At 68.3% G+C, this 22,710-nt stretch carries 20 protein-coding genes; 11 read left to right on the forward strand and 9 right to left on the reverse strand.

What is annotated here, in order from left to right:
• Positions 1–12: 12 nt before the first annotated feature.
• Complete coding sequence (locus tag HCC78_RS00845) at positions 13–294, reverse strand: YrhK family protein (protein ID WP_172326833.1); 282 nt, start codon at positions 292–294, stop codon at positions 13–15.
• Positions 291–1,367 (reverse strand): phenylalanine--tRNA ligase subunit alpha, encoded by a 1,077-nt coding sequence (pheS, locus tag HCC78_RS00850; RefSeq protein ID WP_172326834.1) that lies wholly within the window; start codon positions 1,365–1,367, stop codon positions 291–293. Before pheS ends, HCC78_RS00845 begins: the two co-directional genes overlap by 4 nt.
• Positions 1,368–1,579: 212 nt before the next feature.
• Here pheS and HCC78_RS00855 point away from each other — a divergent pair, with 212 nt between their 5' ends.
• On the forward strand, positions 1,580–3,910 hold the full coding sequence (locus HCC78_RS00855) for a methyl-accepting chemotaxis protein (protein ID WP_172326835.1): 2,331 nt from the start codon (positions 1,580–1,582) through the stop codon (positions 3,908–3,910).
• Positions 3,911–5,031: 1,121 nt separating this feature from the next.
• Here the strand turns inward: HCC78_RS00855 and HCC78_RS00860 are convergent.
• From HCC78_RS00860 to dgcN, 3 genes are all read right to left on the reverse strand, one after another.
• On the reverse strand, positions 5,032–5,886 hold the full coding sequence (locus HCC78_RS00860; RefSeq protein ID WP_172326836.1) for a D-amino-acid transaminase: 855 nt from the start codon (positions 5,884–5,886) through the stop codon (positions 5,032–5,034).
• Positions 5,887–5,902: 16 nt separating this feature from the next.
• Positions 5,903–6,874, reverse strand: coding sequence for an N-acetyl-D-Glu racemase DgcA (gene dgcA / locus HCC78_RS00865; RefSeq protein ID WP_172326837.1), 972 nt, complete (start codon positions 6,872–6,874; stop codon positions 5,903–5,905).
• 94 nt (positions 6,875–6,968) lie between these two features.
• Positions 6,969–7,970: an N-acetyltransferase DgcN gene (gene dgcN, locus HCC78_RS00870; RefSeq protein ID WP_172326939.1), complete on the reverse strand. Its 1,002-nt coding sequence runs from the start codon at positions 7,968–7,970 to the stop codon at positions 6,969–6,971.
• 260 nt (positions 7,971–8,230) lie between these two features.
• On the opposite strand from dgcN, the gene HCC78_RS00875 reads away from it, so the two are divergent.
• On the forward strand, positions 8,231–9,190 hold the full coding sequence (locus HCC78_RS00875) for an L-malyl-CoA/beta-methylmalyl-CoA lyase (RefSeq protein ID WP_172326838.1): 960 nt from the start codon (positions 8,231–8,233) through the stop codon (positions 9,188–9,190).
• A gap of 180 nt (positions 9,191–9,370) precedes the next feature.
• Positions 9,371–9,943 (forward strand): hypothetical protein, encoded by a 573-nt coding sequence (locus tag HCC78_RS00880; protein WP_172326839.1) that lies wholly within the window; start codon positions 9,371–9,373, stop codon positions 9,941–9,943.
• Between the two features lie 9 nt (positions 9,944–9,952).
• On the opposite strand, the gene HCC78_RS00885 is transcribed toward HCC78_RS00880, so the two are convergent.
• Complete coding sequence (locus tag HCC78_RS00885) at positions 9,953–10,417, reverse strand: GyrI-like domain-containing protein (protein WP_172326840.1); 465 nt, start codon at positions 10,415–10,417, stop codon at positions 9,953–9,955.
• Between the two features lie 229 nt (positions 10,418–10,646).
• Between HCC78_RS00885 and HCC78_RS00890 the strand changes: the two genes are divergently transcribed.
• Both HCC78_RS00890 and HCC78_RS00895 read left to right on the forward strand, forming a co-directional pair.
• Positions 10,647–11,657 (forward strand): acetyl-CoA carboxylase carboxyltransferase subunit alpha, encoded by a 1,011-nt coding sequence (locus HCC78_RS00890; RefSeq protein WP_172326841.1) that lies wholly within the window; start codon positions 10,647–10,649, stop codon positions 11,655–11,657.
• Positions 11,658–11,757: 100 nt separating this feature from the next.
• Positions 11,758–12,156, forward strand: a complete 399-nt coding sequence (locus HCC78_RS00895) for a hypothetical protein (protein WP_172326842.1) — start codon at positions 11,758–11,760, stop codon at positions 12,154–12,156.
• A 7-nt stretch (positions 12,157–12,163) separates the two neighbouring features.
• On the opposite strand, the gene HCC78_RS00900 is transcribed toward HCC78_RS00895, so the two are convergent.
• Positions 12,164–13,291, reverse strand: a complete 1,128-nt coding sequence (locus tag HCC78_RS00900; protein ID WP_216670980.1) for a zinc-ribbon domain-containing protein — start codon at positions 13,289–13,291, stop codon at positions 12,164–12,166.
• Positions 13,292–13,394: 103 nt separating this feature from the next.
• On the opposite strand from HCC78_RS00900, the gene HCC78_RS00905 reads away from it, so the two are divergent.
• The 6 genes from HCC78_RS00905 to HCC78_RS00930 all read left to right on the forward strand — a co-directional run bounded on the left by HCC78_RS00905 (position 13,395) and on the right by HCC78_RS00930 (position 17,957).
• Positions 13,395–14,072 carry an ATP-binding cassette domain-containing protein gene (locus tag HCC78_RS00905; protein ID WP_172326843.1) on the forward strand — a complete coding sequence of 226 codons (678 nt, stop codon included), beginning with the start codon at positions 13,395–13,397 and terminating at the stop codon, positions 14,070–14,072.
• Positions 14,069–14,953 carry a cell division protein FtsX gene (locus tag HCC78_RS00910; protein ID WP_371743751.1) on the forward strand — a complete coding sequence of 295 codons (885 nt, stop codon included), beginning with the start codon at positions 14,069–14,071 and terminating at the stop codon, positions 14,951–14,953. The genes HCC78_RS00905 and HCC78_RS00910 overlap by 4 nt, the downstream gene beginning before the upstream one ends.
• Positions 14,953–15,687, forward strand: a complete 735-nt coding sequence (locus tag HCC78_RS00915; RefSeq protein ID WP_172326844.1) for a 1-acyl-sn-glycerol-3-phosphate acyltransferase — start codon at positions 14,953–14,955, stop codon at positions 15,685–15,687. The genes HCC78_RS00910 and HCC78_RS00915 overlap by 1 nt, the downstream gene beginning before the upstream one ends.
• On the forward strand, positions 15,687–16,292 hold the full coding sequence (locus HCC78_RS00920) for a pyridoxamine 5'-phosphate oxidase family protein (protein WP_172326845.1): 606 nt from the start codon (positions 15,687–15,689) through the stop codon (positions 16,290–16,292). Before HCC78_RS00915 ends, HCC78_RS00920 begins: the two co-directional genes overlap by 1 nt.
• 225 nt (positions 16,293–16,517) lie before the next feature.
• Positions 16,518–17,684, forward strand: a complete 1,167-nt coding sequence (locus tag HCC78_RS00925; protein WP_371743752.1) for a class I SAM-dependent methyltransferase — start codon at positions 16,518–16,520, stop codon at positions 17,682–17,684.
• Between the two features lie 3 nt (positions 17,685–17,687).
• A complete protein-coding gene (locus tag HCC78_RS00930) occupies positions 17,688–17,957 on the forward strand; it encodes a hypothetical protein (protein WP_172326847.1) in 270 nt (89 codons plus the stop codon).
• Positions 17,958–18,232: 275 nt separating this feature from the next.
• Here the strand turns inward: HCC78_RS00930 and carB are convergent, their stop codons facing one another.
• Both carB and HCC78_RS00940 read right to left on the reverse strand, forming a co-directional pair.
• The gene (gene carB, locus HCC78_RS00935) at positions 18,233–21,517 is read right to left on the reverse strand and encodes a carbamoyl-phosphate synthase large subunit (RefSeq protein ID WP_172326848.1); all 3,285 of its coding nucleotides are present in this window, start codon (positions 21,515–21,517) and stop codon (positions 18,233–18,235) included.
• Positions 21,518–21,667: 150 nt separating this feature from the next.
• Positions 21,668–22,645, reverse strand: a complete 978-nt coding sequence (locus HCC78_RS00940) for a collagen-binding domain-containing protein (protein WP_172326849.1) — start codon at positions 22,643–22,645, stop codon at positions 21,668–21,670.
• Positions 22,646–22,710 lie beyond the last annotated feature (65 nt).

Genomic DNA, 22,710 nt, shown 5'->3' on the forward strand with positions numbered 1-22,710 from the left:
CCGGAGACCGGCCTAGTCCTCGGCCCGCTCGGCGAGCCGCTCCGTATCGCCCATCCGGGCGAGTCGCAATTCCCGCCAGAGCCGGATCGTGGGTTTCAGCGCGAAACAGAAGGACCCGACCAGGAACATCCAGGTCCCGGCGGTCATCAGGCTGTCGTAGAAGAAGCAGACCGAGCCGAGGATGAACAGCAGCGCCGCCGTGAAATCGACCGCCGTATAGGCGATTTCGAAGGCGGCGTAGAGGCGGCGCTTTTCGGCGCCGCCCTGCCGGTGATCCCGCTCGAACAGCCTCAACGGCTGAGGCCGCCATGCAGAGTCGGGACATCCAGGGAGGCAAAGCCGTAATGGCGCAGCCAGCGCAGGTCGCTATCGAAGAAGGCGCGCAGGTCCGGGATGCCGTATTTCAGCATCGCGATCCGGTCGATCCCCATGCCGAAGGCAAAGCCCTGCCACACATCCGGATCGATCCCGCCGGAGCGCAGCACATGCGGATGCACCATGCCCGAGCCCAGCACTTCGAGCCAGCCGTCGCCCTCGCCGACCTTCACCATGCCGTCTTCCCAGCTGCACTGGATGTCGACTTCGGCGGAAGGCTCGGTGAAGGGGAAGTGCGAGGCGCGGAAGCGGGTTTTGACCTTGGTGCCGAAATAGGCCGAGAAGAATTCCTCCAGCACCCATTTCAGGTTGGCCATGGAGATGTCCTTGTCGATGGCGAGGCCCTCGACCTGGTGGAACATCGGCGTGTGGGTCTGGTCGTAGTCGGCGCGGTAGACGCGGCCCGGCGCGATCACCCGGATCGGCGCGCCGGTCTTCTGCATCGCGCGGATCTGCACCGGCGAGGTATGGGTGCGCAGCACATGCGGCGGGCGCGCGTCGCCCTCGGCACGGTGCATGTAGAACGTGTCCATCTCCTGGCGCGACGGATGGTGGCCGGGGATGTTCAGCGCGTCGAAATTGTACCAGTCGTCCTCGATCTGCGGCCCTTCGGCGACGACGAAGCCCATGTCGGCCAGGATCGCGGTCACTTCCTCGGTCACCTGGCTGATCGGGTGCACGGTGCCGCCGCGGCGCGCGGCCGGGCGGCCGGGCAGCGTAACGTCGAGCCATTCGGCGCGCAGGCGCTCTTCCAGCGCGGAATCCGCCAGCGCCGCCTTCTTGGCCGCGAGGGCCGAGTTGATCTCGTCCTTCAGCGCGTTCAGCGCGGGGCCCGCCACCTGGCGCTCTTCCGGGCTCATCTTGCCCAGCTCGCGCATCTTCAGGCTGATCTCGCCCTTCTTGCCGACCGCCTGCACCCGCAGCGCCTCGAGCGTGTCCTCGTCCGCCGCTCCGGCGATCAGCTCCAGATATTTCCCGCGCAACTCGCTCATGGCCGCCTCATCCTTCAAGCTCCGCCCCCCGCTACCCAAAGGGGGGGCGAGATGCAAGCACGGCAGGCGGACGGGCCCGGTGCAGGCCGGTTGCCTACAATTTGATGCAGTTCGAAGGCAGGGTTTAACAGGCCGGAAACGCTGACGGTCCATTGACAGGCCCCGAACGGGCGCTGCCAGCCGCCGCCCGCGGCCCCAGGAAAGGAACTCGCATGCTCGCACAGTTGCGCCGCATGGCAGGAAGCGTCGGCGTCAAGGTCGGCGGGATCATCGTGCTCATGGCTGCCCTGGCCGTCTCGGCCGTGGCCATATCGCTCAACGTATTCGGTGCCTTCAGCGCGGATCTCACGGCATTCGAGAACCGCGAAGTGCCCGCGCTGCGGCGCAGTTCCAGCATGACCCAGGCGGTATCTGAGATCAGCGAGAGCATGTCGCAGCTGCTGATCGCGGGCAGCAGCGACGACATTTCCGGGCTATCGGACAAGCTGGGCGGCCTGCTGGAAACCTTCGACGGCTACGCCAAGGACGTGCGCGAGGATCTGCGCCCCGGCTTCGTCGAGGACATCGCCACGATGGGCGCCGCCTTCGACGACCTCGCCGACGCCCGCCGCACCGAGTTGGAGAAGGACAACCTGACTCTGGAGCAGAGCGATGCGCTGATGGCCTCCGCCGCGGCGGCGACCGCCCGGCTGCAGGACATCTGGGCAACGGAGCTGGAACGCGCCCGCGATCCGCTGGCCGACCCGGGCCAGCGCGACGCGGTGGAGCGGATGGACATGGCCGTCACGATGGAGCGCGCAGTCGCCGCCTTCCTGTCGGCCACGCTGTCGGGCGCCTCGGCGGACGACCTGGCCGGCGTGGCGCAGGCCGCGCAGCAGGCCGCGGAACTCTTCGCGGTGATCGAACAGGGCGCCGCGAATTTCGCCTCGGACGCCGAGCTCGCGGGCATCGTCCGCGATATTGGCGCGGAAACGTCCCCCGATACCGGGATCCTCGCCCTGCGCGCCGCTGTGGTCGACTCCCGCGGCAAGGCCGAGACCGCCTCGGCCACCGCGGCCGCGGCCGTGGCCGAAGTCACCGCGCTCGCCCGCGGCATGGGCGGGCGCAGCGTCGACCGGATCGAGGCGGCGAGCACCTCGCTGAACGCCGCGGCCGACTCCGCCCGGGCGCGTATGTGGGTGGTGGCCGCCGCCTGCGGCGTGATCCTCGCCGCGGCCCCTGCCGGGCTCTGGTTCCTGCTGGTGCGCCCCCTCGGCCGCCTGATCGGCGCCACCGGACGGCTGGCCGCGGGCGACACCGCACCGGTCCCCTCCTATGCCGGCCATGGCGGCGAGATCGCCAGTCTCGCAAGCGCGCTGCAGGTGTTCCGCCAGAATTTCCTCGACCGCCAGCGGATGCAGGAGGAAGAGCGCGCCCGCGAGGCCGAGCAGCGCGAGGAAACCCTGCGCCGCGAGCGCGAGGACCGCGAGCGGGAGGCACGGGAGAGACAGCGCGAGGCCGAGGCGCTGGAAGCGCAGCGCGAGCAGGAGGCCCGCGAACTTCGCGAGCGCGAGGAGATGCGCGCCGGCGCCGAGGCGGTCCAGCGCCGCCAGCAGGAGGAACAGGACCAGGTCGTGCGCGCCCTAGCCGACGGGCTGAAGAGCTTGGCCTCCGGCGATCTCATGGCCCGGATCGACGCCGAATTCCCCGAGGCCTACGAAGAGCTGCGCGGCAATTTCAACGCCGCGCTCGGCAAGCTCGCAGAGCTGGTGATCCAGATCTCGGGCCGGATCGGCGAAATCAGCGGAACCAGCAGCGAGATCTCCTCCGCGGCCGACGACCTGTCGCGGCGCACCGAGCAATCCGCCGCCACGCTGCAGGAAACCTCGGCCGCGCTGAACCAGCTGACCGCCGCGGTGGAAACCGCCGCCGACCGGGCGCGCCGCGCCGACGGCCTGTCCCGCGCCGCGAATTCCAAGGCCGAGGAAAGCGGCGAGGTCGTGCAGCAGGCGGTCTCCGCCATGTCGGAAATCGACGATTCCTCGCGCAAGATCTCCAAGATCATCGACGTGATCGACGACATCGCCTTCCAGACCAACCTGCTTGCGCTCAATGCCGGGGTGGAGGCCGCCCGCGCGGGCGAGGCCGGTCGGGGCTTCGCCGTGGTTGCCTCCGAGGTCCGCGGCCTGGCGCAGCGGTCCTCCGAGGCGGCGCGCGAGATCAACGACCTCATCTCCAGCTCCACCGAGCAGATCCAGCGCGGCGTGAAGCTGGTCGACCATAGCGGCCAGGCGCTGCGGGAGATCATCGCGGCGGTGGCCGAAATCGCGGGCAACGTTTCCGACATCTCCGCTTCCGCCCAGGAGCAGGCGCTCGGCATCAAGGAGATCAACTCCGCAACGGTGCAGCTGGAAACCGGGATGCAGCAGAACGCGGCCATGACGGAGGAAACCACCGCGGCGAGCTTTGCCCTGAGCAAGACCGCCGAAGAGCTCAAGGCGATCGCCGCGCAGTTCCGCACCGGCGCCGCCGGGCAATCAGGCAGCATCGGCCGCGCAGCCTGACGCGGGCGACCGGCGGACCCAGGCCCCGCCTGCTTCCTCGGGGCCGGCGGCAAGGCCAGCAGGACAGGCGACATCGCTTCTCCGGGCTTTGGGCGCCTCCGGGAATGTCCCTGCAGCAGGGCTTGGAATTTGGTCTGTCCCTGGCTGCCCGGGCGTCCGGGACCATGCCGGACAGCCCGCGCGGGACGGCGCCGGCCTGTTCCCTCCTGCTGCAGCCGCCCGGGCGGCGCCATGCCGACCGGCGGCAGAAAGCTGGGACCGGGGACGCACTGGCGGCGGGCTTGACCGGTTCTCTCATGACCCAGCTTCGGCTTCGCCGCGTCCTGCCCAGCCGCCGCCCCGCGTTAGTGGAAATGACTGTCGGACAGCAGCCGCTGGCATGCGGGAAACAGGCGAGATCGCGGGCAAGGCTCGCGAAGCCGGGCGCCGGACCACCCGGCAACTGGCTGCGTTCCGTCCACTCGCCCGGATGCAGGCCGCTGAGGATGTCCCGCCCCGTGCGGGGACCGACGCTCCTTGACACCTTTGCAGGTCCCGTCCGCATCCCAGACCGGGGGCTCCCGGCCCTCTTCTCCGTTTCCAGCCGGCTTCCGCCATGACCGAACGGACTGCGCCTGGAACCGCATGCATGGCGCCCCTTCTTCACGCGGAAAGCTGAAGCTTAGGCAATGGCCGAACGGCGCTCCTTGCACCTACGGAAGATGCAACGCCGGTCAGGAACGCACCACGGCCACAGCCGGACAGCATGGCGCGGGCCGGAGCGTCAGCGTCCGGACTCAAGGACACTCGCCGAATTGCCATGAAGGAGTTCCTAGCGGGCCTTGCCGACCGGTCATGCGGCTCCGGGGTGCTGCGCCTTAGGTGACAGTTCCACGGGGCCGCGGCGCCCCGCGGGACGGCATGTACGCTGAATGATTGCCATGAACGGGCACGGCTTCCGGACCGGGGAGGACCGGTGCGCTGCCGCTGCCTGCAGCCCGCATCCGGTCAAGCCGTCACTCCCCTGCGCGACATCGTCCCGCTCCGCGGCCCCGGGGCGCGGGGCCGCAAATGAAAAGCGGCGGGGAACGCATCCCCGCCGCAACCATGGCTGCCGGTCCGCCCGGCGGGGCGGGACAGGATCAGGAGGCGAGCTTCGCGCTTTCCTCGATGTAGATTTCGCGCAGGCGCTTCGCGACCGGGCCCGGCTTGCCGTCGCCCAGCTCGACGCCGTCGACCTTGACCACCGGCATCACGAAGGTCGTGGCCGAGGTGATGAAGGCCTCCGCCGCATCCTTGGCCTCCTCGATGGTGAAGGGGCGCTCCTCGACCTGCATCTGCGCTTCCTTCGCCATCTTCAGAACGGCCGCGCGGGTGATCCCGTGCAGGATGTCGTTCGACAGCTGGCGGGTGACGATGCGGCCGTCCTTGGTCACGATATAGGCGTTGTTCGAGGTGCCCTCGGTCACGAAGCCGTCCTCGACCAGCCAGGCATCGTCGAACCCGGCCTTCTTGGCCGCGGTCTTGGCCATCGACGGATAGAGCAGCTGCACCGTCTTGATGTCGCGCCGCGCCCAGCGCTGGTCGTCGGTGACGCCGACCGACAGGCCGGTTTCGGCCTTGGGCGAGTCCACCAGGCTCATGTGCATGCCGAAGAGCACGACCGTCGGGGCCAGCCCCTCGGGCATCAGGAAGTCGCGGTCGGCGACGCCGCGGGTGATCTGCAGGTAGACGCCGCCCTCGACGATGGCGTTCCTCTCCACCAGCTCCTTGTGGACGCCCAGCAGCTCTTCGGCGGACATCGGCATCTCGATGCCGAGCTCGCCCAGCGAGCGCTCCAGCCGGCGCACATGGCCGTCGAAATCGATCAGCTTGCCGCCGAGGACCGAGGTCACCTCGTAGACGCCGTCGCCCATCAGGAAGGCACGGTCGAAGATGGAGATCTTCGCCTCTTCCGCGGGCAGGAAATCTCCGTTCAGGTACACGATGCGGGTCATGGATGGGTCCTCTCGGTCAGCCCCAGAGACCGGGCTCTGGCGGATGGATGCCGTCCTGATCGTACAGGATCGGCGTGTCGCGGTCTTCGGCCAGCAGGAGCGGCGCGTCAAGATCGGTCACGCGCGCACCCTGGGCCAGCATCACCCCGGGCGCCATGGCAAGCGACGAGCCCACCATGCAGCCGACCATGATGCCATAGCCTTCGGCCATCGCCGCCTGCTTCAGCTTCAGCGCCTCGGTCAGCCCGCCAGTCTTGTCGAGCTTGATGTTGATGACGTCGTACTTGCCCTTGAGATGGTGCAGCGAAGCCCGGTCATGCGCGCTCTCGTCGGCGCAGACCGGCACCGGCCGGTCGAGCCCGATCAGCGCTTCGTCATCGGCGGCGGGCAGCGGCTGTTCCACCAGGGTGACGCCGAGCCGGGCGAGATGCGGGGCGAGATCGGCATAGACCTCGGCCGTCCAGCCCTCGTTCGCGTCGACGATGATTTCGGATTTGGGCGCGCCCGCGCGGACGGCCTCCAGCCGGGGCATGTCGTCGGGAGTGCCGAGCTTGATCTTCAGCAGCGGACGGAAGGCGTTCTTCGCGGCGTTGGCCTGCATCGCCTCCGGCTCGTCGAGCCCCAGCGTGTAGGCGGTGATGACCGGCCCCGGCGCGGGAAGGCCCGCAAGATCCCAGGCTCGGACGCCGGCCCGCTTTGCCTCCAGATCCCAGAAGGCGCAGTCCACGGCATTGCGCGCCGCACCCGCGGGCAGCAGATCCTGCAGCGTCTCGCGGGTGACGTCCGCGGGCAGCGAGCGGATCAGGTCGGTGACGCTCTCCTGCGACTCGCCGTAGCGCGGATAGGGCACGCATTCGCCGCGCCCGGCAATGCCATCCCCGGTCAGGGTGACGGTGATCACCTGCGCCTCGGTCTTCGCCCCCCGCGAGATGCGGAAGGCCTGGGCCAGGCGGAAGCTTTCGGCCTGCACCTCGATCTTGAGCGTCATCGCATGTCCTCTCGCACTGACGCGCGCCGGGCCCGGCCCGGCGCTTCCTGATGTTCTTGCGGGGCCCCGGGCCGGACCCGGGGCGGGACGGCGCTCAGATGCCGTCGAGCGCGTCGACCAGACGGGCCGCGCCCTGGCGGAACGGGTCGACGGCGGGCAGGCCCATCTTCTCCTCCAGCTCAGCCAGGTAGGCGTCGCCTTCCTCCGGGATCATGCCCGAGGTGTTGACCGAGATGCCCACGACCTTGCAGGCCGGATTCGCCACCTGCGCCAGCTGCAGTGCGACGTCGCGCAGCGCCTCCAGCGAGGGCAGCTGGTAGTCCGGAAGACCGCGCATGTGCGGGCGGGTCGGCTCGTGGCACAGCACCAGCGCGTCGGGCTGGCCGCCATGCACCAGCGCCATGGTCACGCCGGAATAGGAGACGTGGAACAGGCTGCCCTGCCCCTCGATCAGGTCCCAGTGATCCGGATCGTTGTCCGGCGTCAGCGCCTCGATGGAGCCCGCCATGAAATCGGCGACCACCGCGTCGAGCGGCACGCCGCCGCCGGTGATCAGGATGCCGGTCTGGCCGGTGGCCCGGAAGGTCGCGTTCATGCCGCGCGCGGTCATTTCCTTTTCCATGGCCAGCGCGGTGTACATCTTGCCGACCGAGCAGTCGGTTCCGACGGCAAGGCAGCGCTTGCCCGGACGCTTCACGCCGTTTGCGATCGGATAGGGCCGGTCGGGCAGGCGCACGTCATAGAGCCGGGTCCCGGCGCGGGCGGCCGCATCGACCAGGGGCTGCTGGTCGCGCAGCAGCGTGTGCAGGCCCGAGGCGAGGTCGAAGCCCTTCTCCAGCGCCTCGACCAGGATCGACATCCAGCTGTCGGAAATGACGCCGCCGCGGTTCGCCACGCCGATCACCAGGGTCTTGGCCCCGGCGGCCCTGGCCTCGTCCAGGGTCATGTCGGGGATCTTCATGTCGGCATTGCAGCCCGGCAGGCGCAGCTGGCCCACAGCGAAATCCGGCCGCCAGTCGCGGATCCCCTGGGCCACCTTCGCAGCCAGCGGATCGGGGGCATCGCCGAGGAACAGCAGATAGGGGTGCTGGATCATCATTCACTCCGTCATTCATATTCGCGGCGATCATGCGCCGCCGCTCCTGTCTTTCAACATGAACCCTGCACTGGCATGATGAAACCGCCGATGTGGACGTATCCGCAGGCAAATCTGCCGTTTTTCCGGGACTTCCCGGCATCTTGCGCTGCAGCTGCGACACCTTGCGCCGCATATGCGAAATTCCCGCTTGCAGATGAAGGCGCAAGGATATAACCAAAGCTGGATCAGTTTTGAAACAAAATGACCACGAGGCCCGTATGAGTTTCCGCATCCAGCCCGCGGCCCCTGCCCGTCCCAACCGCTGCCAGCTCTTCGGCCCGGGCTCCCGCCCGGCCATTTTCGAGAAGATGGCAAGTTCTGCGGCGGATGTCATCAACCTCGATCTCGAGGACTCGGTCGCGCCCGACGACAAGCCGGAAGCGCGCAGGAACATCATCCAGGCGATCGGCGACATCGACTGGGGCAAGAAGACCCTGGCCGTGCGCATCAACGGGCTCGACACGCCCTACTGGTACCGCGACGTGGTCGACCTGCTGGAGCAGGCTTCCGACCGGATCGACCAGATCATGATCCCGAAGGTCGGCTGCGCAGGCGACATCTATGCCGTCGACGCGCTGGTCACCGCCATCGAGCGCGCCAAGGGCCGCACCAAGCCGATCAAGTTCGAGGTGATCATCGAATCCGCGGCAGGCATCGCCCATGTCGAGGAAATCGCCGCGGCCAGCCCGCGGATGGAGGCGATGAGCCTCGGCGCCGCCGATTTCGCGGCCTCGATGGGGATGCAGACCACCGGCATCGGCGGGACGCAGGAAAACTACTACATGATCCGCGAAGGCGCGAAATACTGGTCGGATCCGTGGCACTGGGCGCAGGCCGCCATCGTCGCCGCCTGCCGCACGCATGGCGTTCTGCCGGTCGACGGTCCGTTCGGCGATTTCTCCGATGACGAGGGCTACCGCGCGCAGGCGCGCCGTTCGGCGACGCTGGGAATGGTCGGAAAATGGGCGATCCACCCCAAGCAGATCGCCATCGCCAACGAGGTCTTCACTCCGTCCGAGGAAGCCGTGGCCGAAGCGCGCGAGATCCTCGCCGCCATGGAGAAGGCCAAGGCCGAAGGCCTCGGCGCGACCGTCTACAAGGGCCGCCTGGTCGACATCGCGTCGATCAAGCAGGCCGAAGTCATCGTGGCCCAGTCCGAGCTGATCGCAAGCAGCTGAGACCGGTGCCCGGGGCCGCGCGATGTTGGGAGGCTGCGCGCGGCCCGCGTTTTCCCGAGCCCGGAAGACAGGCGCAAATCCGCCCCGCTGCACACGTAATGCGGGAAGTGATTGCAGATACATGCATTTCAGATAATCTCTTTGGGTTGTCTAGAATCATCTCTCTGCCGGGGGTCCTACATGAGCAATGGCTTCCTTGCCGCTGCGGTTCTTGCGCTTGCAGGCGCGGCCGGCCCGCAGCCCCAGGTTGCAACCCTCGACTTCACCGAACCCGGCCTGACCCGGCTGACCGGCTTCACGACCATCCGGCTGTCGAACGCCTCGCTGAACTCCGAAGACCGCCAGATCTTCATCGGGCCGCCGGGTGAATACGGCGAGCGCGATGGCTTGGGCGTAGCCTGCGCCACCTCCGAGACCGGCCGCTGCAATGCCGACTGGTCCATCTCCTTCGCCGCCCCGGTGGAGGCCCTGGTCTTCTCCGCCTTCCATGTCCAGCCCGGCGACTCGGTCACCGTCACCGCCTTCCTGGACGGGCGGTTGCTGGGCCAGGCGGTGGTGGAGCGGCAGAAGACCATCGACCTGTCGGATCTCGGCGCGATCGACCGGCTGCATTTCGACGACGAGAGCGCCGAAAGCGGAATCGCCTTCGGAGATTTCCGCTTCCGGACGGCCCCGCTGCCGGCCGCCCTGCCGCTGCTGATCGGCGCGGCCGGGGCGCTCCCGCTGCTGCGCGCGGGGCGCCGCCGCCGCTGACGCGGCAGCCTATCCCGACAGCTTCATGTGGATTTCTGTCAGAGCGCCCTCCGGATCGTCGGACGGCCGGACATAGACCTCGTGCAGCGGCGCATCCGGATCGGGCGCCTCGCCCGCCAAGCCCGGCCAGTCAGCGCGCAGCCAGTCGACGGCGCCCGGCAGCGCCTCGTAGGATCCCTCCAGGCGCAGTACGGCATGGCGGCCCGGCTTCAGCACGACCGTGTCGAACAGCTCGTGGATCAGCGCCTTCTCCCCGACCGACACGCCGGCATGGCCCGACAGCTCGGAGACCGGCACCTGGCCGGGGTCGTCATGATAGACTGCCACCAGTGCCTGGCCCGGCGCCCAGAGACCGCGCGCATCGAAGATCCGGCGCACCCGATCGAAGGTGCTGCCGATGAGGGCGTAGTCCCCGCGGTGGCGGAGCGCGGCAAGGCGCTTGGGCGGAAGATCTTGGATCGTCACGTCGTACATGCTGGGTCTCCGGTCGGTTGGGCGCGCTCCCGACAGAAACGCTAGGTTTTCGCTGCGCCATGTGCCAGACGCCCGCCCGGCATGGCACGCTAGCTGCGCGCGCCGCAGCGGCCGCCTGCCCGGAAATGCTGCAACTGCACAATTCCCGCTCCGCCCAGCGGACGCCGGCGCAGTTGCGTTTCCCTGCATCCGGCTCCATATAGCCCACCGGAACAGACGGAGCCCACGGATGCAGAGCTATCTCGATTTCGAAAAACCCCTGGCCGAGATCGAAGGCAAGGCGGAGGAGCTGCGCGCGCTGGCGCGGGGCTCCGAGGAGATCGAGGTGGAGCGCGAGGCCGAGGCGCTCGACCAGAAGGCCCGCGCGCTTCTGGTGTCGCTCTACAAGGACCTGTCGCCCTGGCGGAAATGCCAGGTCGCGCGCCATCCGAACCGGCCGCATTGCAAGGACTACATCTCCGCGCTCTTCACCGAGTTCACGCCGCTGGCAGGCGACCGCGGCTTTTCCGACGACGCCGCCGTGATGGGCGGCCTGGCGCGGTTCAACGACCGCCCCGTCGTGGTGCTGGGCCACGAGAAGGGCCATGACACCGCCAGCCGCCTCGACCGCAATTTCGGCATGGCCCGCCCCGAGGGCTACCGCAAGGCGGTGCGCCTGATGGACATGGCCGACCGCTTCGGCCTGCCGGTGATCACGCTCGTCGACACGCCCGGCGCCTATCCCGGCAAGGGCGCCGAGGAACGCGGCCAGTCCGAGGCAATCGCGCGGGCGACGGAGAAATGCCTCGGCATCGGCGTGCCGCTGGTCTCGGTCGTGATCGGCGAAGGCGGCTCGGGCGGCGCGGTGGGCATTGCCGCGGGCAACCGCGTCGCGATGCTGGAACACTCCGTCTATTCGGTGATCTCTCCCGAGGGCTGCGCCTCCATCCTGTGGAAGGACGCCGGCAAGATGCGCGAAGCCGCCGAGGCGCTGCGCCTGACCGCGCAGGATCTGCTGCAGCTCGGCGTGGTCGACAAGGTGATCCCGGAACCGCTGGGCGGCGCGCAGCGCGATCCCGGCGTGGCGATGGACAATGTCGGCAAGGCCATCGAGGCGATGCTGGGCGAGCTGTCGGGCCTCGACCGCAAGGCGCTGGTCGCCGAGCGGCGCAAGAAGTTCCTCGACATGGGCCGCATCGCCCTGCCCGAGCCCAGCTCCTTCATCCCCAGCCACTTCGCCCCGGGGCGCGACCGCGGCTGACGCCCGGCGTTAGCTCGCATTTTAGGCACTATTCCGGCGGGAATTCCGCCGGATCGCCCTATCCTGCCGCCGGTTTGCCCCGGAAGAGAGGAGATCGGGCATGGGACGGCGGATCGCGGCCGCGGCACTGCTGCTGGCCGGATGCAGCGGCACGATGCAGGGCGTGACGCGCGGCACCGAGGCGCCGGTGCAGTTCTCCTACGTGCAGGGCCCCGAGTCCGACCGGCTGGCCGCCGTGATCGATGGCGAGCGCTTCGGCGGGCGGACCGAACCGGCCGGCGCCGCCGCGGACCCTGCCGCATTGGACGGGCTGCTCTCCAGCTTTTTCCTCGGCATGGATTCCGGCGCTGCGGGCGAGGCCGGGGCGATCATGCGGGGCGACCGCGGCTCCAGCCTGGACTGCCTTCTGCACTACGCCGACGGCACGCGCTACACCCCCTCGGGCGGAACCGGACTCTGCCGACACAGCGACGGCCGGCTGATCGACATCGCCTGGTGAGGCCCGGTCAGGAGCCATCCGCGCGCCCGTCCTGGCCGAACATCCCCAGAATGCCGCGGGCCAGCCGTTCCTGCACCGCATCGCCGCCGGCAATGACCCGCTCCAGCGCGGGCGCCGCGACCGGCAGGTGCCGCGACAGCGCGGGCGCCGCCAGATAGGCGGCCAGCAGGATCAGCGCCGCCGCCACCGGCGTGAGGAAACCGATGCGGAAGCCGCGCCGGACCTCCGCCGCCTCGACCTGGGCGAGCGCGCGCGACCGCGCCGCCACCGGCAGGCCGCTGCGGATTTCCCGCGGCACCGGCACCTGGGCCGGCCGCTCCGGCGGCGGGGACGGCGCCATGCCCGCCCGGTCCGACAGCAGGCTGCTCAGATCCGGCGCGGGTTCGTTGTCCGACAGCGGCGGCATCGGCCGGAATCCGCCCTGCGGCGGATCCAGCGGCGCCTCCGCCTCGGGATCGGGCTCGTTGCCGGGATTTTCGCCGCTCGGACGCCAGCGCATCGCGGACTCGCCGCTGCTGCGCTCGGCCTGCTGCAGCCGCGCCAGACGGTCGCGCACCTCGCCGGGGCTGCGCCGCGGACGCGGCGCCAGCGGCAGCTCGTCCTGGCTTTCCAGCGGCATGCCCGCATCGCGGCGGCGTGCCCGCGCCTCGGTCTCGGCCTCTTCCTTCAGCACCGCCAGCACGCCGGGATCGAGTTTCCGGCGCGGCGGAAACGGCAGATCGAGCTCCGGCTCCTCTTCCAGCGGCGGCGCGGCAGGCGGCTGCATTCCGGCAGCGGGCGGGCGCGGCGGCACGGCGCGGCGGGCGCGCCCAGCCAGCACCGAGGGCAGCGGCGGGCCGCCTTCCAGCGGCGCCTGCGGGCCTTCGGCGAATCCCCATCCGGTCTCGGCGCCGGCTGCCTCGGGGGGGCGCTCAGAGGCCCGCGGGGCAGCCGACTTGTCCGCCGTCCCGGATGCCGCGGCAGGAGACTCGGGCGCAGCCGGACCGGGCAGCCAGAGCTGGAACCAGTTGTGCCCGCAGGCCGAACACTGGACATCCCGCCCTCCGGCCGAGATCGCTGCCTGCGGCACCTCGTAGGCCGCCTGGCAGGATGGGCAGACGATCCGGATCACCTTTGCGTGCACTCCTTCCGACATCCCCTCACCTCTAGCAATTTCGCGCCGGAGCGCCAAGCGTTGCCCGTTGCCATGCCCCGGCCTCTGAGGCAAGAAGGGGGCCGCAACCAAAGGGGCAGTACGAGTGATCGACCTCTCACAGGTGACGGTGGCTTTCGGCGGGCGCGTGGTGCTCAGCGATGTCACCCTCTCCTTGCAGCCCGGAGATTTCTTTTTCCTTACAGGACCTTCCGGCGCAGGCAAGACAACGCTACTCAGGCTATGCGCGGGGGCGATGGCCCCGGCGAAGGGGGAGGTGCGGCTGTTTGGCCGTCCGCTCTCGGAAATGACCAGCGACGCCCGCGCCAGCGCGCGGCGGCGCATGGGCATCGTCTACCAGGACACGCAGTTCCTGGACCATCTGCCGCTCGAGGAGAACGTGCTGCTGCCCTTCACGGTGCGCGGCCGGCTCGATGCCGAGCTGCGCGCCCAGGCCGACGACCTGATGACCTGGGTGGGGCTGGCGGGGCACAGGGCCGCGCTGCCGCCGACCCTTTCGGGCGGGGAACGCCAGCGGGCGGCGCTTGCCCGCGCGCTGCTGACCGCGCCCGAGCTGGTGCTGGCCGACGAGCCGACCGGCAATCTGGACTGGGAGATGTCGCTGAAGCTGCTGACGCTGCTGATCGAGCTCAACCGTCTGGGCACTCCGGTGCTGATGGCCACCCATGACCTCGCGCTGATCCGCGCGGCCAAGCCGCTGGTCAATGCCCGCGTGCTGCGGCTGAAGGACGGGCAGCTGACCCAGGCGGGAGCCGCATTGTGACCATCCTCGACTTTCTCCGCGGCGATCCCGGCGCAGGCCGGGTGGTTCCGCCCGCAGGCAGCACCGGACGGCTCGTCGGCCTCGGCACCGCCGCCATGGCCTTCCTCGCGGTCTTCGCAATCGCGCTGGCCGCGATGCTGTTCCGGCTGGGCGACAGCTGGCGCACCGACCTGGCAGACACTGCCACGGTGCGCATAACCTCCTTGGGCGAGGCGCGCGACGCCGATACCGAAACCGCGCTGGAGGTTCTGCGCACCACTCCCGGCATCGCCTCGGCCCGGGTGATCCCGGATCTGGAGCAGCAGGCGCTGCTGGAACCGTGGTTCGGCAAGGACCTGCCGCTCGACAGCCTGCCGCTGCCGCGGCTGATCGAGGTCGCGACCGAAGGCGGCGGCTTCGACGCCCGCGCGCTGGATCTGCGGCTGGCAGGCGAAGTCCCCGCCGCGCGGCTCGACGACCACGACCGCTGGCGCGCGCCGCTGGCAAGGGCGCAGGGAAGGATGACCGGCGTCACGCTGGCGGCGCTGGCGCTGATCGCTGCCACGCTGGCCGCCGTCACCGCGCTGGCCGCCCGTGCCGCGCTGTCGGCCAATGCGCAGGTGATCGACGTGCTGCGGCTGGTCGGCGCCCGCGACACCTGGATCGCCCGCGCTTTCGTGCGGCGCATCACCCTGCGCGCCTTCCTCGGCGCGGCCGGCGGCAGCTTGCTTGCCGCCGCGATCCTTGCCACTTTCCCGGCAGCCGGCACCGCCGGACTGCCCGCGCTGCGCCCCGGAGGCCTGGCTTGGGCACTCCTCGTGCCGGTCCCGCTCTTTGCCGCGCTCGTGGCCTGGATCACCACCCGCCGGAGCGCGCTCCGGATGCTGAAAGGACGCCCCTGATGGCCCATGCCTGGCGCTGGCTGCGCTCGCTTCTCTTCGTCGGCCAGATGTACCTCGTCATGGCCCTTCTGGGCCTCTTCTTCGCACCCTGGGCCGCCATCGACCGTCGCGGCGCCTCCAAGGGCATCCACACCTATTGCAACTGGGTGCGCTGGAGCGCCCGCTGGATGGTCGGACTGCGCTCGGAAATACGCGGGCCGGTGCCGCAGGGCGAAGTTCTGATCGCTTCCAAGCACCAGAGCTTCTTCGACATCATCCTGCTGTGCTCGGTCCTGCCGAAGCCGCGCTTCATCATGAAGCGCGAACTCCTCCGCGCGCCCGTGCTGGGCTGGTTCGCCGTCCGGATCGGCTGCGTCCCGGTCGACCGCGGCAAGCGCGGCGCCGCCGTGGCGAAGATGCTGAAGGACGTGTCGTCCCACGGCGCCGGACCGGGGCAGCTGATCATCTATCCGCAGGGCACCCGGGTCGCGCCGGGGACGGACCTGCCCTACAAGGTGGGCTCCGCCGCGCTCTACAAGCAGCTCGGCCAGACCTGCGTGCCCGCCGCGACCAATGTCGGCGTCTTCTGGCCGCGCACCGGCATCTACCGCAAGCCGGGCCTCGCCGTCGTCGAGTTCCTCGATCCGATCGCGCCGGGAATGGACCTGCATGCCTTCATGGACCGCCTGCGCGGCGAGATCGAGACGGCCAGCGACGCGCTGATGGCCGAGGCCGGCTTCAGGAGGGACAGCTGATGGACTGGATCGAGACCGAGGACGAGCTGCACGCCCATTACGGAACGCCGCAGGCGCCGTCGACGGTGAAGGTCGCCGACCGGATCACGCCGGAATACCTTCCCTGGCTGGAGGCGTCGCGCTTCTGCGTCCTGACCACGGTCGGACCGGAGGGCACCGACGGCTCGCCGCGCGGCGACCAAGGACCGGTGGTGCGGATCCTGGACGACCGGACGCTCGCCCTGCCCGACTGGCGCGGCAACGACCGGATCGACAGCCTGCGCAACATCCTGCGCGACGGCCGGGTGTCCCTGATGCTGATGGTCCCGGGCGAGACAAACGTCATCCGCATCAACGGCCGGGCGCGGCTGACCGCCGATGCCGGGCTGCGCGCGGATTTCGAGACCGCCGGGAAGCAGCCCCGCACCGTCGCGGTGATCCGGGTGGAAGAGGTCTATTTCCAATGCGCCCGGGCGCTGATCCGCTCGCGCCTCTGGGAGGTCCCGCAGGACCGCCCCGCATTGCCCACGCCGGGGCAGATCCTCGCGGCAATGAGCGCGGGCGAAACCGGCGGCGACGGCTACGACCGCTCCTGGCCGGAGCGTGCCGCCGCCACGATGTGGTAGAAATCCGGCACATGCCTTATTTCACGCCGTTGTGACTCCCATCGGCCGGAACCCGCGTTAACCTTTTGCCGTTAACCATTTCGAGACAGGCCGCACCGACCCAGCATTCATTGTCCCTGAGGCCCTGTCTCGCTTTGAGACCACCAGGTAAAAGTGAATGTGACGATGTGGCAGAAACTCTTTGACCGGCTATTGCGCAGCCTTGTTGTCGAAGGCGCTCTCGAAGTGACCCTCCCCTGCGGCAGCACCATCCATTACGGACAGAAGGACGTGGCACCCGTCCGCGCGACGCTCAGCGATCCCAGGCGGCTCCGGCAATTCGTGACCGACCCCGAGATGGCCCTCGGCGACAGCTATACCGAAGGCAGCCTGACGGTGGAGAACGACGATATCGGCGGTCTCCTGGCGCTGGCGCTGAAGAACATGAACGGCAACGGCCGCCGGCCCCATGCGCTGCGCCCCGAGAAGCTGATGAGCCGCCTCGGCCAGATCACCTCGATCACCCGCGCGAAATCGAATGTCGCGCACCATTACGACCTGTCGAACGATTTCTACCGGCTCTTCCTCGACAAGGACATGCAGTATTCCTGCGCTTACTTCGAGCATGCCGCCGACACGCTGGAACAGGCGCAGCTGCAGAAGAAGCGCCACATCGCGCGGAAACTGCGGCTGGAGCCGGGCATGTCGGTTCTGGACATCGGCTGCGGCTGGGGCGGCATGGCGATCACGCTGGCGCAGGAATTCGGCGCCCGCGTGACAGGCGTGACGCTGTCGGAGGACCAGCACCGGCTGGCCTGCGAACGCGTCAGGGCGGCAGGCCTCGAGGACCGGGTGAAGATCGTGCTGCGCGACTACCGCCAGGTGGACGAGACGTTCGACCGCATCGTCTCCGTCGGCATGTTCGAGCATGTCGGCATCCCGCAATACGGCGAGTATTTCGCGCAGGTGTTCGACAAGCTGGCCCCGGACGGCGTGGCGCTGATCCACACGATCGGCCGCACCGGCGAGCCGGTGCCGGTTTCGCCCTGGATCAGCAAGCGGATCTTCCCCGGCGGGCACGTGCCGTCGCTGTCGGAAACGGTGCCGCATATCGAGCATTCCGGCCTCTATGCATGCGATATCGAGATCCTGCGGCTGCACTATGCCGAAACCCTGCGCCACTGGGACCTTCGGGTGCAGGCGCACCGGGCGGAGATCGAAGAGATGTTCGGCGAGACCTTCTTCCGGATGTGGCGCTTCTATCTCGTCGCATGCGAGATGACCTTCCGCCACGGGCGCCAGGCGGTGTTCCAGTTCCAGCTGGCAAAGGACCAGAGAGCCGTGCCGCTGACACGGGACTATCTGCATGCGCCCGAGGAAGAGCGGTCGGCGGACTTGCGCCAGGCCGGATAGCACATGTCCCGTGCCGCCGCAGGACAGCTGCCGCGGCGCGGGACGGATGTCCAGTCAGCGCGCTCTTGCCTTCCTCGCCAGCTTTCCGGCCTGGCCCAGGGAAAGAATGGCGATGACGATCGAAAAAAAAGAGCCGATGAAAGTCTTCCGGTTAAACTGGCGATTGCAATCCAAACAAAGATACAAATTCTTAAATATACCCTGACGGGATTTAAGAATGTTGGTTCGCGTTTCGCAATGGGGACATTTCATTTCCCGGCACTCCACTCGTAATATGAATAGGGTAGGTAGCTGCCCAATCCCTGTCAAATGCCGGGATATTTACAATCGTGTAAGCTCTCTTGAAAGGTTTCTTCGGAAACATGCCGCAATTGTTTTTTCAATTGATTTCAAGCAGATTCTCAAAACAAAGTTTGCGCTGAATAATTAGTTCCCAATACATGAAAATGGCAGCAAACCCGAAATGGGCCGCCGCCAATTTTGAATCGCCGAAGCTGCACGGAGAATTGGCGCCCAGCTTAATGCATGGGCGCCAATTCCCCTTCGAATCAGGCTTCCTGCAGTGCTTTCACCCCGACATCGTGGCTCAGCCGCGACTTCATCGCCAATGCCGCGGCGTGGGATGCCGCAAGCGTGGTGAAATACGGAATGCGGTTCATCAGGGCGACGTTGCGCATCTCGCGGCTGTCCTCGATCGACTGGTTGCCCTCGGTCGTGTTCATCAGGATCGCGATGCCGCCGTCCTTCAGCACGTCCACGATGTTCGGGCGGCCTTCGTAGACCTTGTTCACCACCTCGGACTCCACGCCATGCTCCGACAGGAAGGCAGCCGTGCCGCGGGTGGCGACGATCTTGAAGCCGATCTCGGTCAGGACCTGCGCGGTCTCCGCCAGGACCGGGGTCTTGTCGTCGTTCTTGATCGACAGGAACACCGTCCCCGAAGACGGCAGCGTCGTGCCCGCCCCCAGCAGCGCCTTCAGATACGCCATCGGGAAGTCCTCGTCCGAGCCCATCACCTCGCCGGTGGAGCGCATTTCCGGGCCGAGCAGCGTGTCGACGCCAGGGAAGCGCGCGAAGGGCATCACCGCCTCCTTCACCGCGAAGCGGCCGGTCTGGTAGCTGGCCAGACCGCCCTCGACGCCCTCGAAGCTCTTCAGGTCCTCGCCCGCCATCACGCGTGCGGCGATCGCAGCGATCGGCGAGGTCACGGCCTTGGCGACGAAGGGCACGGTGCGCGAGGCGCGCGGGTTCACCTCGATCAGGTAGACCTCGTTGTCCTTGATCGCGAACTGGATGTTCATCAGGCCGCGGACGTTCAGCGCCAGCGCCAGCGCGCGGGCCTGCTCCTCCATCACGGCGATGATCTCGGGGCTCAGCGAATGCGGCGGCAGCGAGCAGGCGCTGTCGCCCGAATGGACGCCGGCTTCCTCGATATGCTGCATGATCCCGGCGATATGCACGTCGGTGCCGTCGGAAATCGCGTCGACATCGACCTCCTGCGCGCCCGAGAGGTAGCTGTCGAGCAGCACCGGGCTGTCGCCGGAGACGACCACCGCCTCGGCGATGTAGCGCTCCAGCTGCGCCTGGTCGCGGACGATTTCCATGGCGCGGCCGCCCAGCACGTAGGACGGGCGGATCACCAGCGGGAAGCCGATCTTCAGCGCCGCGGCAATCGCCTGCGCGTCCGTGGAGGCGATGGCGTTGTTCGGCTGCTTCAGGCCGAGACGGTTGACCAGCGCCTGGAACCGCTCGCGGTCCTCGGCAAGGTCGATCGCATCCGGCGTGGTGCCGAGGATCGGGATGCCCGCGGCCTCCAGCGCGTTGGCCAGCTTCAGCGGCGTCTGCCCGCCGAACTGGACGATAACGCCGTGCAGCGTGCCGGCCTTCTGCTCGGTCGCCAGGATCTCCATGACGTGCTCGAAGGTCAGCGGCTCGAAATACAGACGGTCCGAGGTGTCGTAGTCGGTCGAGACGGTCTCGGGGTTGCAGTTGATCATGATCGTCTCGTAGCCCTGTCCGGACAGCGAGAAGCAGGCATGGCAGCAGCAGTAGTCGAACTCGATCCCCTGGCCGATCCGGTTCGGACCGCCGCCGAGGATGACGACCTTCTTGCGCTCGGAGGGCCGCGCCTCGCATTCCACCTCGCCCATCACCGGGTATTCGTAGGTGGAGTACATGTAGGGCGTCTGCGCCTCGAATTCGGCGGCGCAGGTGTCGATGCGCTTGAACACGGCGGTGACGCCGAGGTTGAGGCGCGCGCGGCGGATGTTGTCCTCGTCGCGGCCCGTCAGCTTGGCGAGGCGGGCATCGGTGAAGCCCATCATCTTGAGGTGGCGCAGGCCTTCCTCGGTGACCGGCAGGCCGTCGCGGCGGACCTGGTCCTCGGTGTCGACGATCTCGCGGATGCGGGCCAGGAACCACGGATCGAAAGCGGTGACCGCCTGGATCTCGTCATCCGAAAGGCCGTGGCGCATCGCCTGGGCGATGACGCGCATCCGGTCGGGGGTCTTGGCGGTCAGCGCCTTGGTCACGGCGACCTTGTCGGGCGCGCCGGGGATCTCGATCTCGTCGAAGCCGGTCAGGCCGGTTTCGAGCGACGCCAGCGCCTTCTGCACGGATTCGTGGAAGGTCCGGCCGATGGCCATCGCCTCGCCCACGGACTTCATCGCGGTGGTCAGCTCGGGCTTCGAGCCGGGGAACTTCTCGAAGGCAAAGCGCGGGATCTTGGTGACGACATAGTCGATGGTCGGCTCGAAGGAGGCGGGCGTGACCTTGGTGATGTCGTTGTCGAGCTCGTCGAGCGTGTAGCCGACGGCCAGCTTCGCCGCGATCTTCGCGATCGGGAAGCCGGTGGCCTTCGAGGCCAGCGCCGAGGAGCGCGACACCCGCGGGTTCATCTCGATGACGACCATGCGGCCGTCCTCGGGGTTCACCGCCCATTGCACGTTGGAGCCGCCGGTTTCCACGCCGATCTCGCGCAGCACCGCAATCGAGGCGGCGCGCATGACCTGGTATTCCTTGTCGGTCAGGGTCAGCGCCGGGGCGACGGTGATCGAGTCGCCGGTATGGACGCCCATCGGGTCGACGTTCTCGATCGAGCACACGATGATCGCGTTGTCCGCCTTGTCGCGGACGACCTCCATCTCGTATTCCTTCCAGCCCAGCAGGCTTTCGTCGACGAGGATCTGGCCGACCGGCGAGGCCTCCATGCCGGTGCGGCAGTAGTATTCGTAGTCGTCGCGGTTATAGGCGACGCCGCCGCCGGTGCCGCCCAGCGTGAAGGCGGGGCGGATGATCGCCGGCAGGCCGATATGCTCCAGCGAGTCCATCGCGATCTTCAGGCCGGCCGCGATGTCGCGGGTTCCGTCCTCGCGCTTCGGCGCGGTGACGATGTCCGCCTTGGGATTTTCCAGCCCGATCCGGTCCATCGCCTCGCGGAACAGCGCGCGGTCCTCTGCCATCTCGATGGCGTCGCGCTTGGCGCCGATCATCTCGACGCCGAACTTTTCCAGGACGCCCATTTCCTCGAGCTTGAGCGAGGTGTTGAGCCCGGTCTGCCCGCCCATGGTCGGCAGGAGCGCGTCGGGACGTTCCTTCTCGATGATCTTGGCGACGACTTCGGGGGTGATCGGCTCGATATAGGTGGCGTCGGCCAGGCCCGGATCGGTCATGATGGTGGCCGGGTTCGAGTTGACCAGGATGACCCGGTAACCTTCCTCGCGCAGCGCCTTGCAGGCCTGTGCACCGGAATAGTCGAACTCGCAGGCCTGCCCGATGACGATGGGTCCGGCACCGATGATCAGGATGGAGGAGATGTCGGTGCGTTTGGGCATGGGTTTTCGGCCTCTGACTCAGGAGTGGGCAAATCGCCTGCGTTATAGTCAAGGCTGCTCAGGGCGCAAGTGCCGCTCGGAGAGGTTTGGACGGAAAACGGCCGGGCCCCGCGGCCCGGCCGTCGCAATGCCGGACGGATCGGTCCCGCCTCAGGCGGAGCGGCGGCGCCGGGCGACCAGGCCGAGGGCGCAGAGTCCCGCCAGCGACAGCGGCAGCGCTGCCGGCAGCGGCACGGCTGCAGCGGCCGGCTCCGGCAGAGTGCCGGCATAGACGTAGCTGTCGCCATAGGTCCGGATCTCGCCCTTGAGGACCAGATCCTCGGCCACGACCGTTCCGTTCATCCCGCCCGGCGCCGAGGCAAGCAGCGCGCCGGGCGCCAGCACCGAGGCGTTCCAGGTCGAGCCGAAGGTCAGGGTGTCGGCCTCGTAGAAGTTGAACAGCACGTTGGAGACGTTGCTGTTGACCTGCGCCCAGACGGTGGTCGACCAGTCCGAGCCGAAATCCGCGCCGGCCACGTTGATGATGAAGGCGGTCACCGAGGCGTCGATGTCGAAGCTGATCTGGCCCGCGCCGGTGAACATCGCCAGCGCGTCGTCATAGCCGAGATTCAGCACCGCGATCCCGTCCGTTCCCGCCCCCGAGGAGAAGGACTTGAAGTTCATCGTCGTGTCGAACGCCGCGCCGTCCGTGCCGGAGAGCTGCGACAGGCCGGCGGCGAGCGACGTGAAGGTGTCCGCCATCTCGGAGACCGGGATGCCGGTCACGCCGGTGTTGACCGGGACGTCGGAGCTGCCGTTGAGGCTGCCGCCGACCTGGATGGCGCCGTTGCCGCCGGAATTGACATGCGCATTGAGATCGCCGCCGACGATCAGCCCGCCGGTGACGCTGCCCGCGGCGGCTTCGGGCAGGTTGTCCTGGTTGGCGATGAAGGTGCCGGAGGTCAGGTCGCCGCCGACATAGACGGTGCCCTCGACGTGGTTCACGGCGGACATGTCGGCATCGTCCAGCGCGATGACGTTGAAGGATTGCAGGAGGCCCAGCGCATCCAGCGAGGCGGCCGATGCGATGGCAGGAATGCCGGCGGCAAGCGCGGCGGCGAGAGCGAGGCGGTGGGAAAGCAGGGTCACGGGAGGTTCTCTTGCCCCGGCACGTCGCGAAGCCGTGCACAATGGGGAACTTGTTAAGGGAATTG

Origin of the sequence: Mangrovicoccus sp. HB161399 (genome assembly GCF_013184745.1) — a bacterium.
Taxonomy (GTDB): domain Bacteria; phylum Pseudomonadota; class Alphaproteobacteria; order Rhodobacterales; family Rhodobacteraceae; genus Mangrovicoccus.

What these genes read in the sequence shown, in the direction of transcription:
- HCC78_RS00875 (WP_172326838.1), top strand. Translation starts at nt 8,231, where the DNA reads ATGAGTTTCCGCATCCAGCCCGCGGCCCCTGCCCGTCCCAACCGCTGC.
- HCC78_RS00895 (WP_172326842.1), top strand. Translation starts at nt 11,758, where the DNA reads ATGGGACGGCGGATCGCGGCCGCGGCACTGCTGCTGGCCGGATGCAGC.
- pheS (WP_172326834.1), bottom strand. Translation starts at nt 1,367, where the DNA reads ATGAGCGAGTTGCGCGGGAAATATCTGGAGCTGATCGCCGGAGCGGCG.
- HCC78_RS00890 (WP_172326841.1), top strand. Translation starts at nt 10,647, where the DNA reads ATGCAGAGCTATCTCGATTTCGAAAAACCCCTGGCCGAGATCGAAGGC.
- HCC78_RS00900 (WP_216670980.1), bottom strand. Translation starts at nt 13,291, where the DNA reads ATGTCGGAAGGAGTGCACGCAAAGGTGATCCGGATCGTCTGCCCATCC.
- dgcA (WP_172326837.1), bottom strand. Translation starts at nt 6,874, where the DNA reads ATGACGCTCAAGATCGAGGTGCAGGCCGAAAGCTTCCGCCTGGCCCAG.
- HCC78_RS00855 (WP_172326835.1), top strand. Translation starts at nt 1,580, where the DNA reads ATGCTCGCACAGTTGCGCCGCATGGCAGGAAGCGTCGGCGTCAAGGTC.
- HCC78_RS00880 (WP_172326839.1), top strand. Translation starts at nt 9,371, where the DNA reads ATGAGCAATGGCTTCCTTGCCGCTGCGGTTCTTGCGCTTGCAGGCGCG.
- HCC78_RS00885 (WP_172326840.1), bottom strand. Translation starts at nt 10,417, where the DNA reads ATGTACGACGTGACGATCCAAGATCTTCCGCCCAAGCGCCTTGCCGCG.
- HCC78_RS00920 (WP_172326845.1), top strand. Translation starts at nt 15,687, where the DNA reads ATGGACTGGATCGAGACCGAGGACGAGCTGCACGCCCATTACGGAACG.
- carB (WP_172326848.1), bottom strand. Translation starts at nt 21,517, where the DNA reads ATGCCCAAACGCACCGACATCTCCTCCATCCTGATCATCGGTGCCGGA.
- dgcN (WP_172326939.1), bottom strand. Translation starts at nt 7,970, where the DNA reads ATGATCCAGCACCCCTATCTGCTGTTCCTCGGCGATGCCCCCGATCCG.
- HCC78_RS00860 (WP_172326836.1), bottom strand. Translation starts at nt 5,886, where the DNA reads ATGACCCGCATCGTGTACCTGAACGGAGATTTCCTGCCCGCGGAAGAG.
- HCC78_RS00930 (WP_172326847.1), top strand. Translation starts at nt 17,688, where the DNA reads ATGTCCCGTGCCGCCGCAGGACAGCTGCCGCGGCGCGGGACGGATGTC.
- HCC78_RS00915 (WP_172326844.1), top strand. Translation starts at nt 14,953, where the DNA reads ATGGCCCATGCCTGGCGCTGGCTGCGCTCGCTTCTCTTCGTCGGCCAG.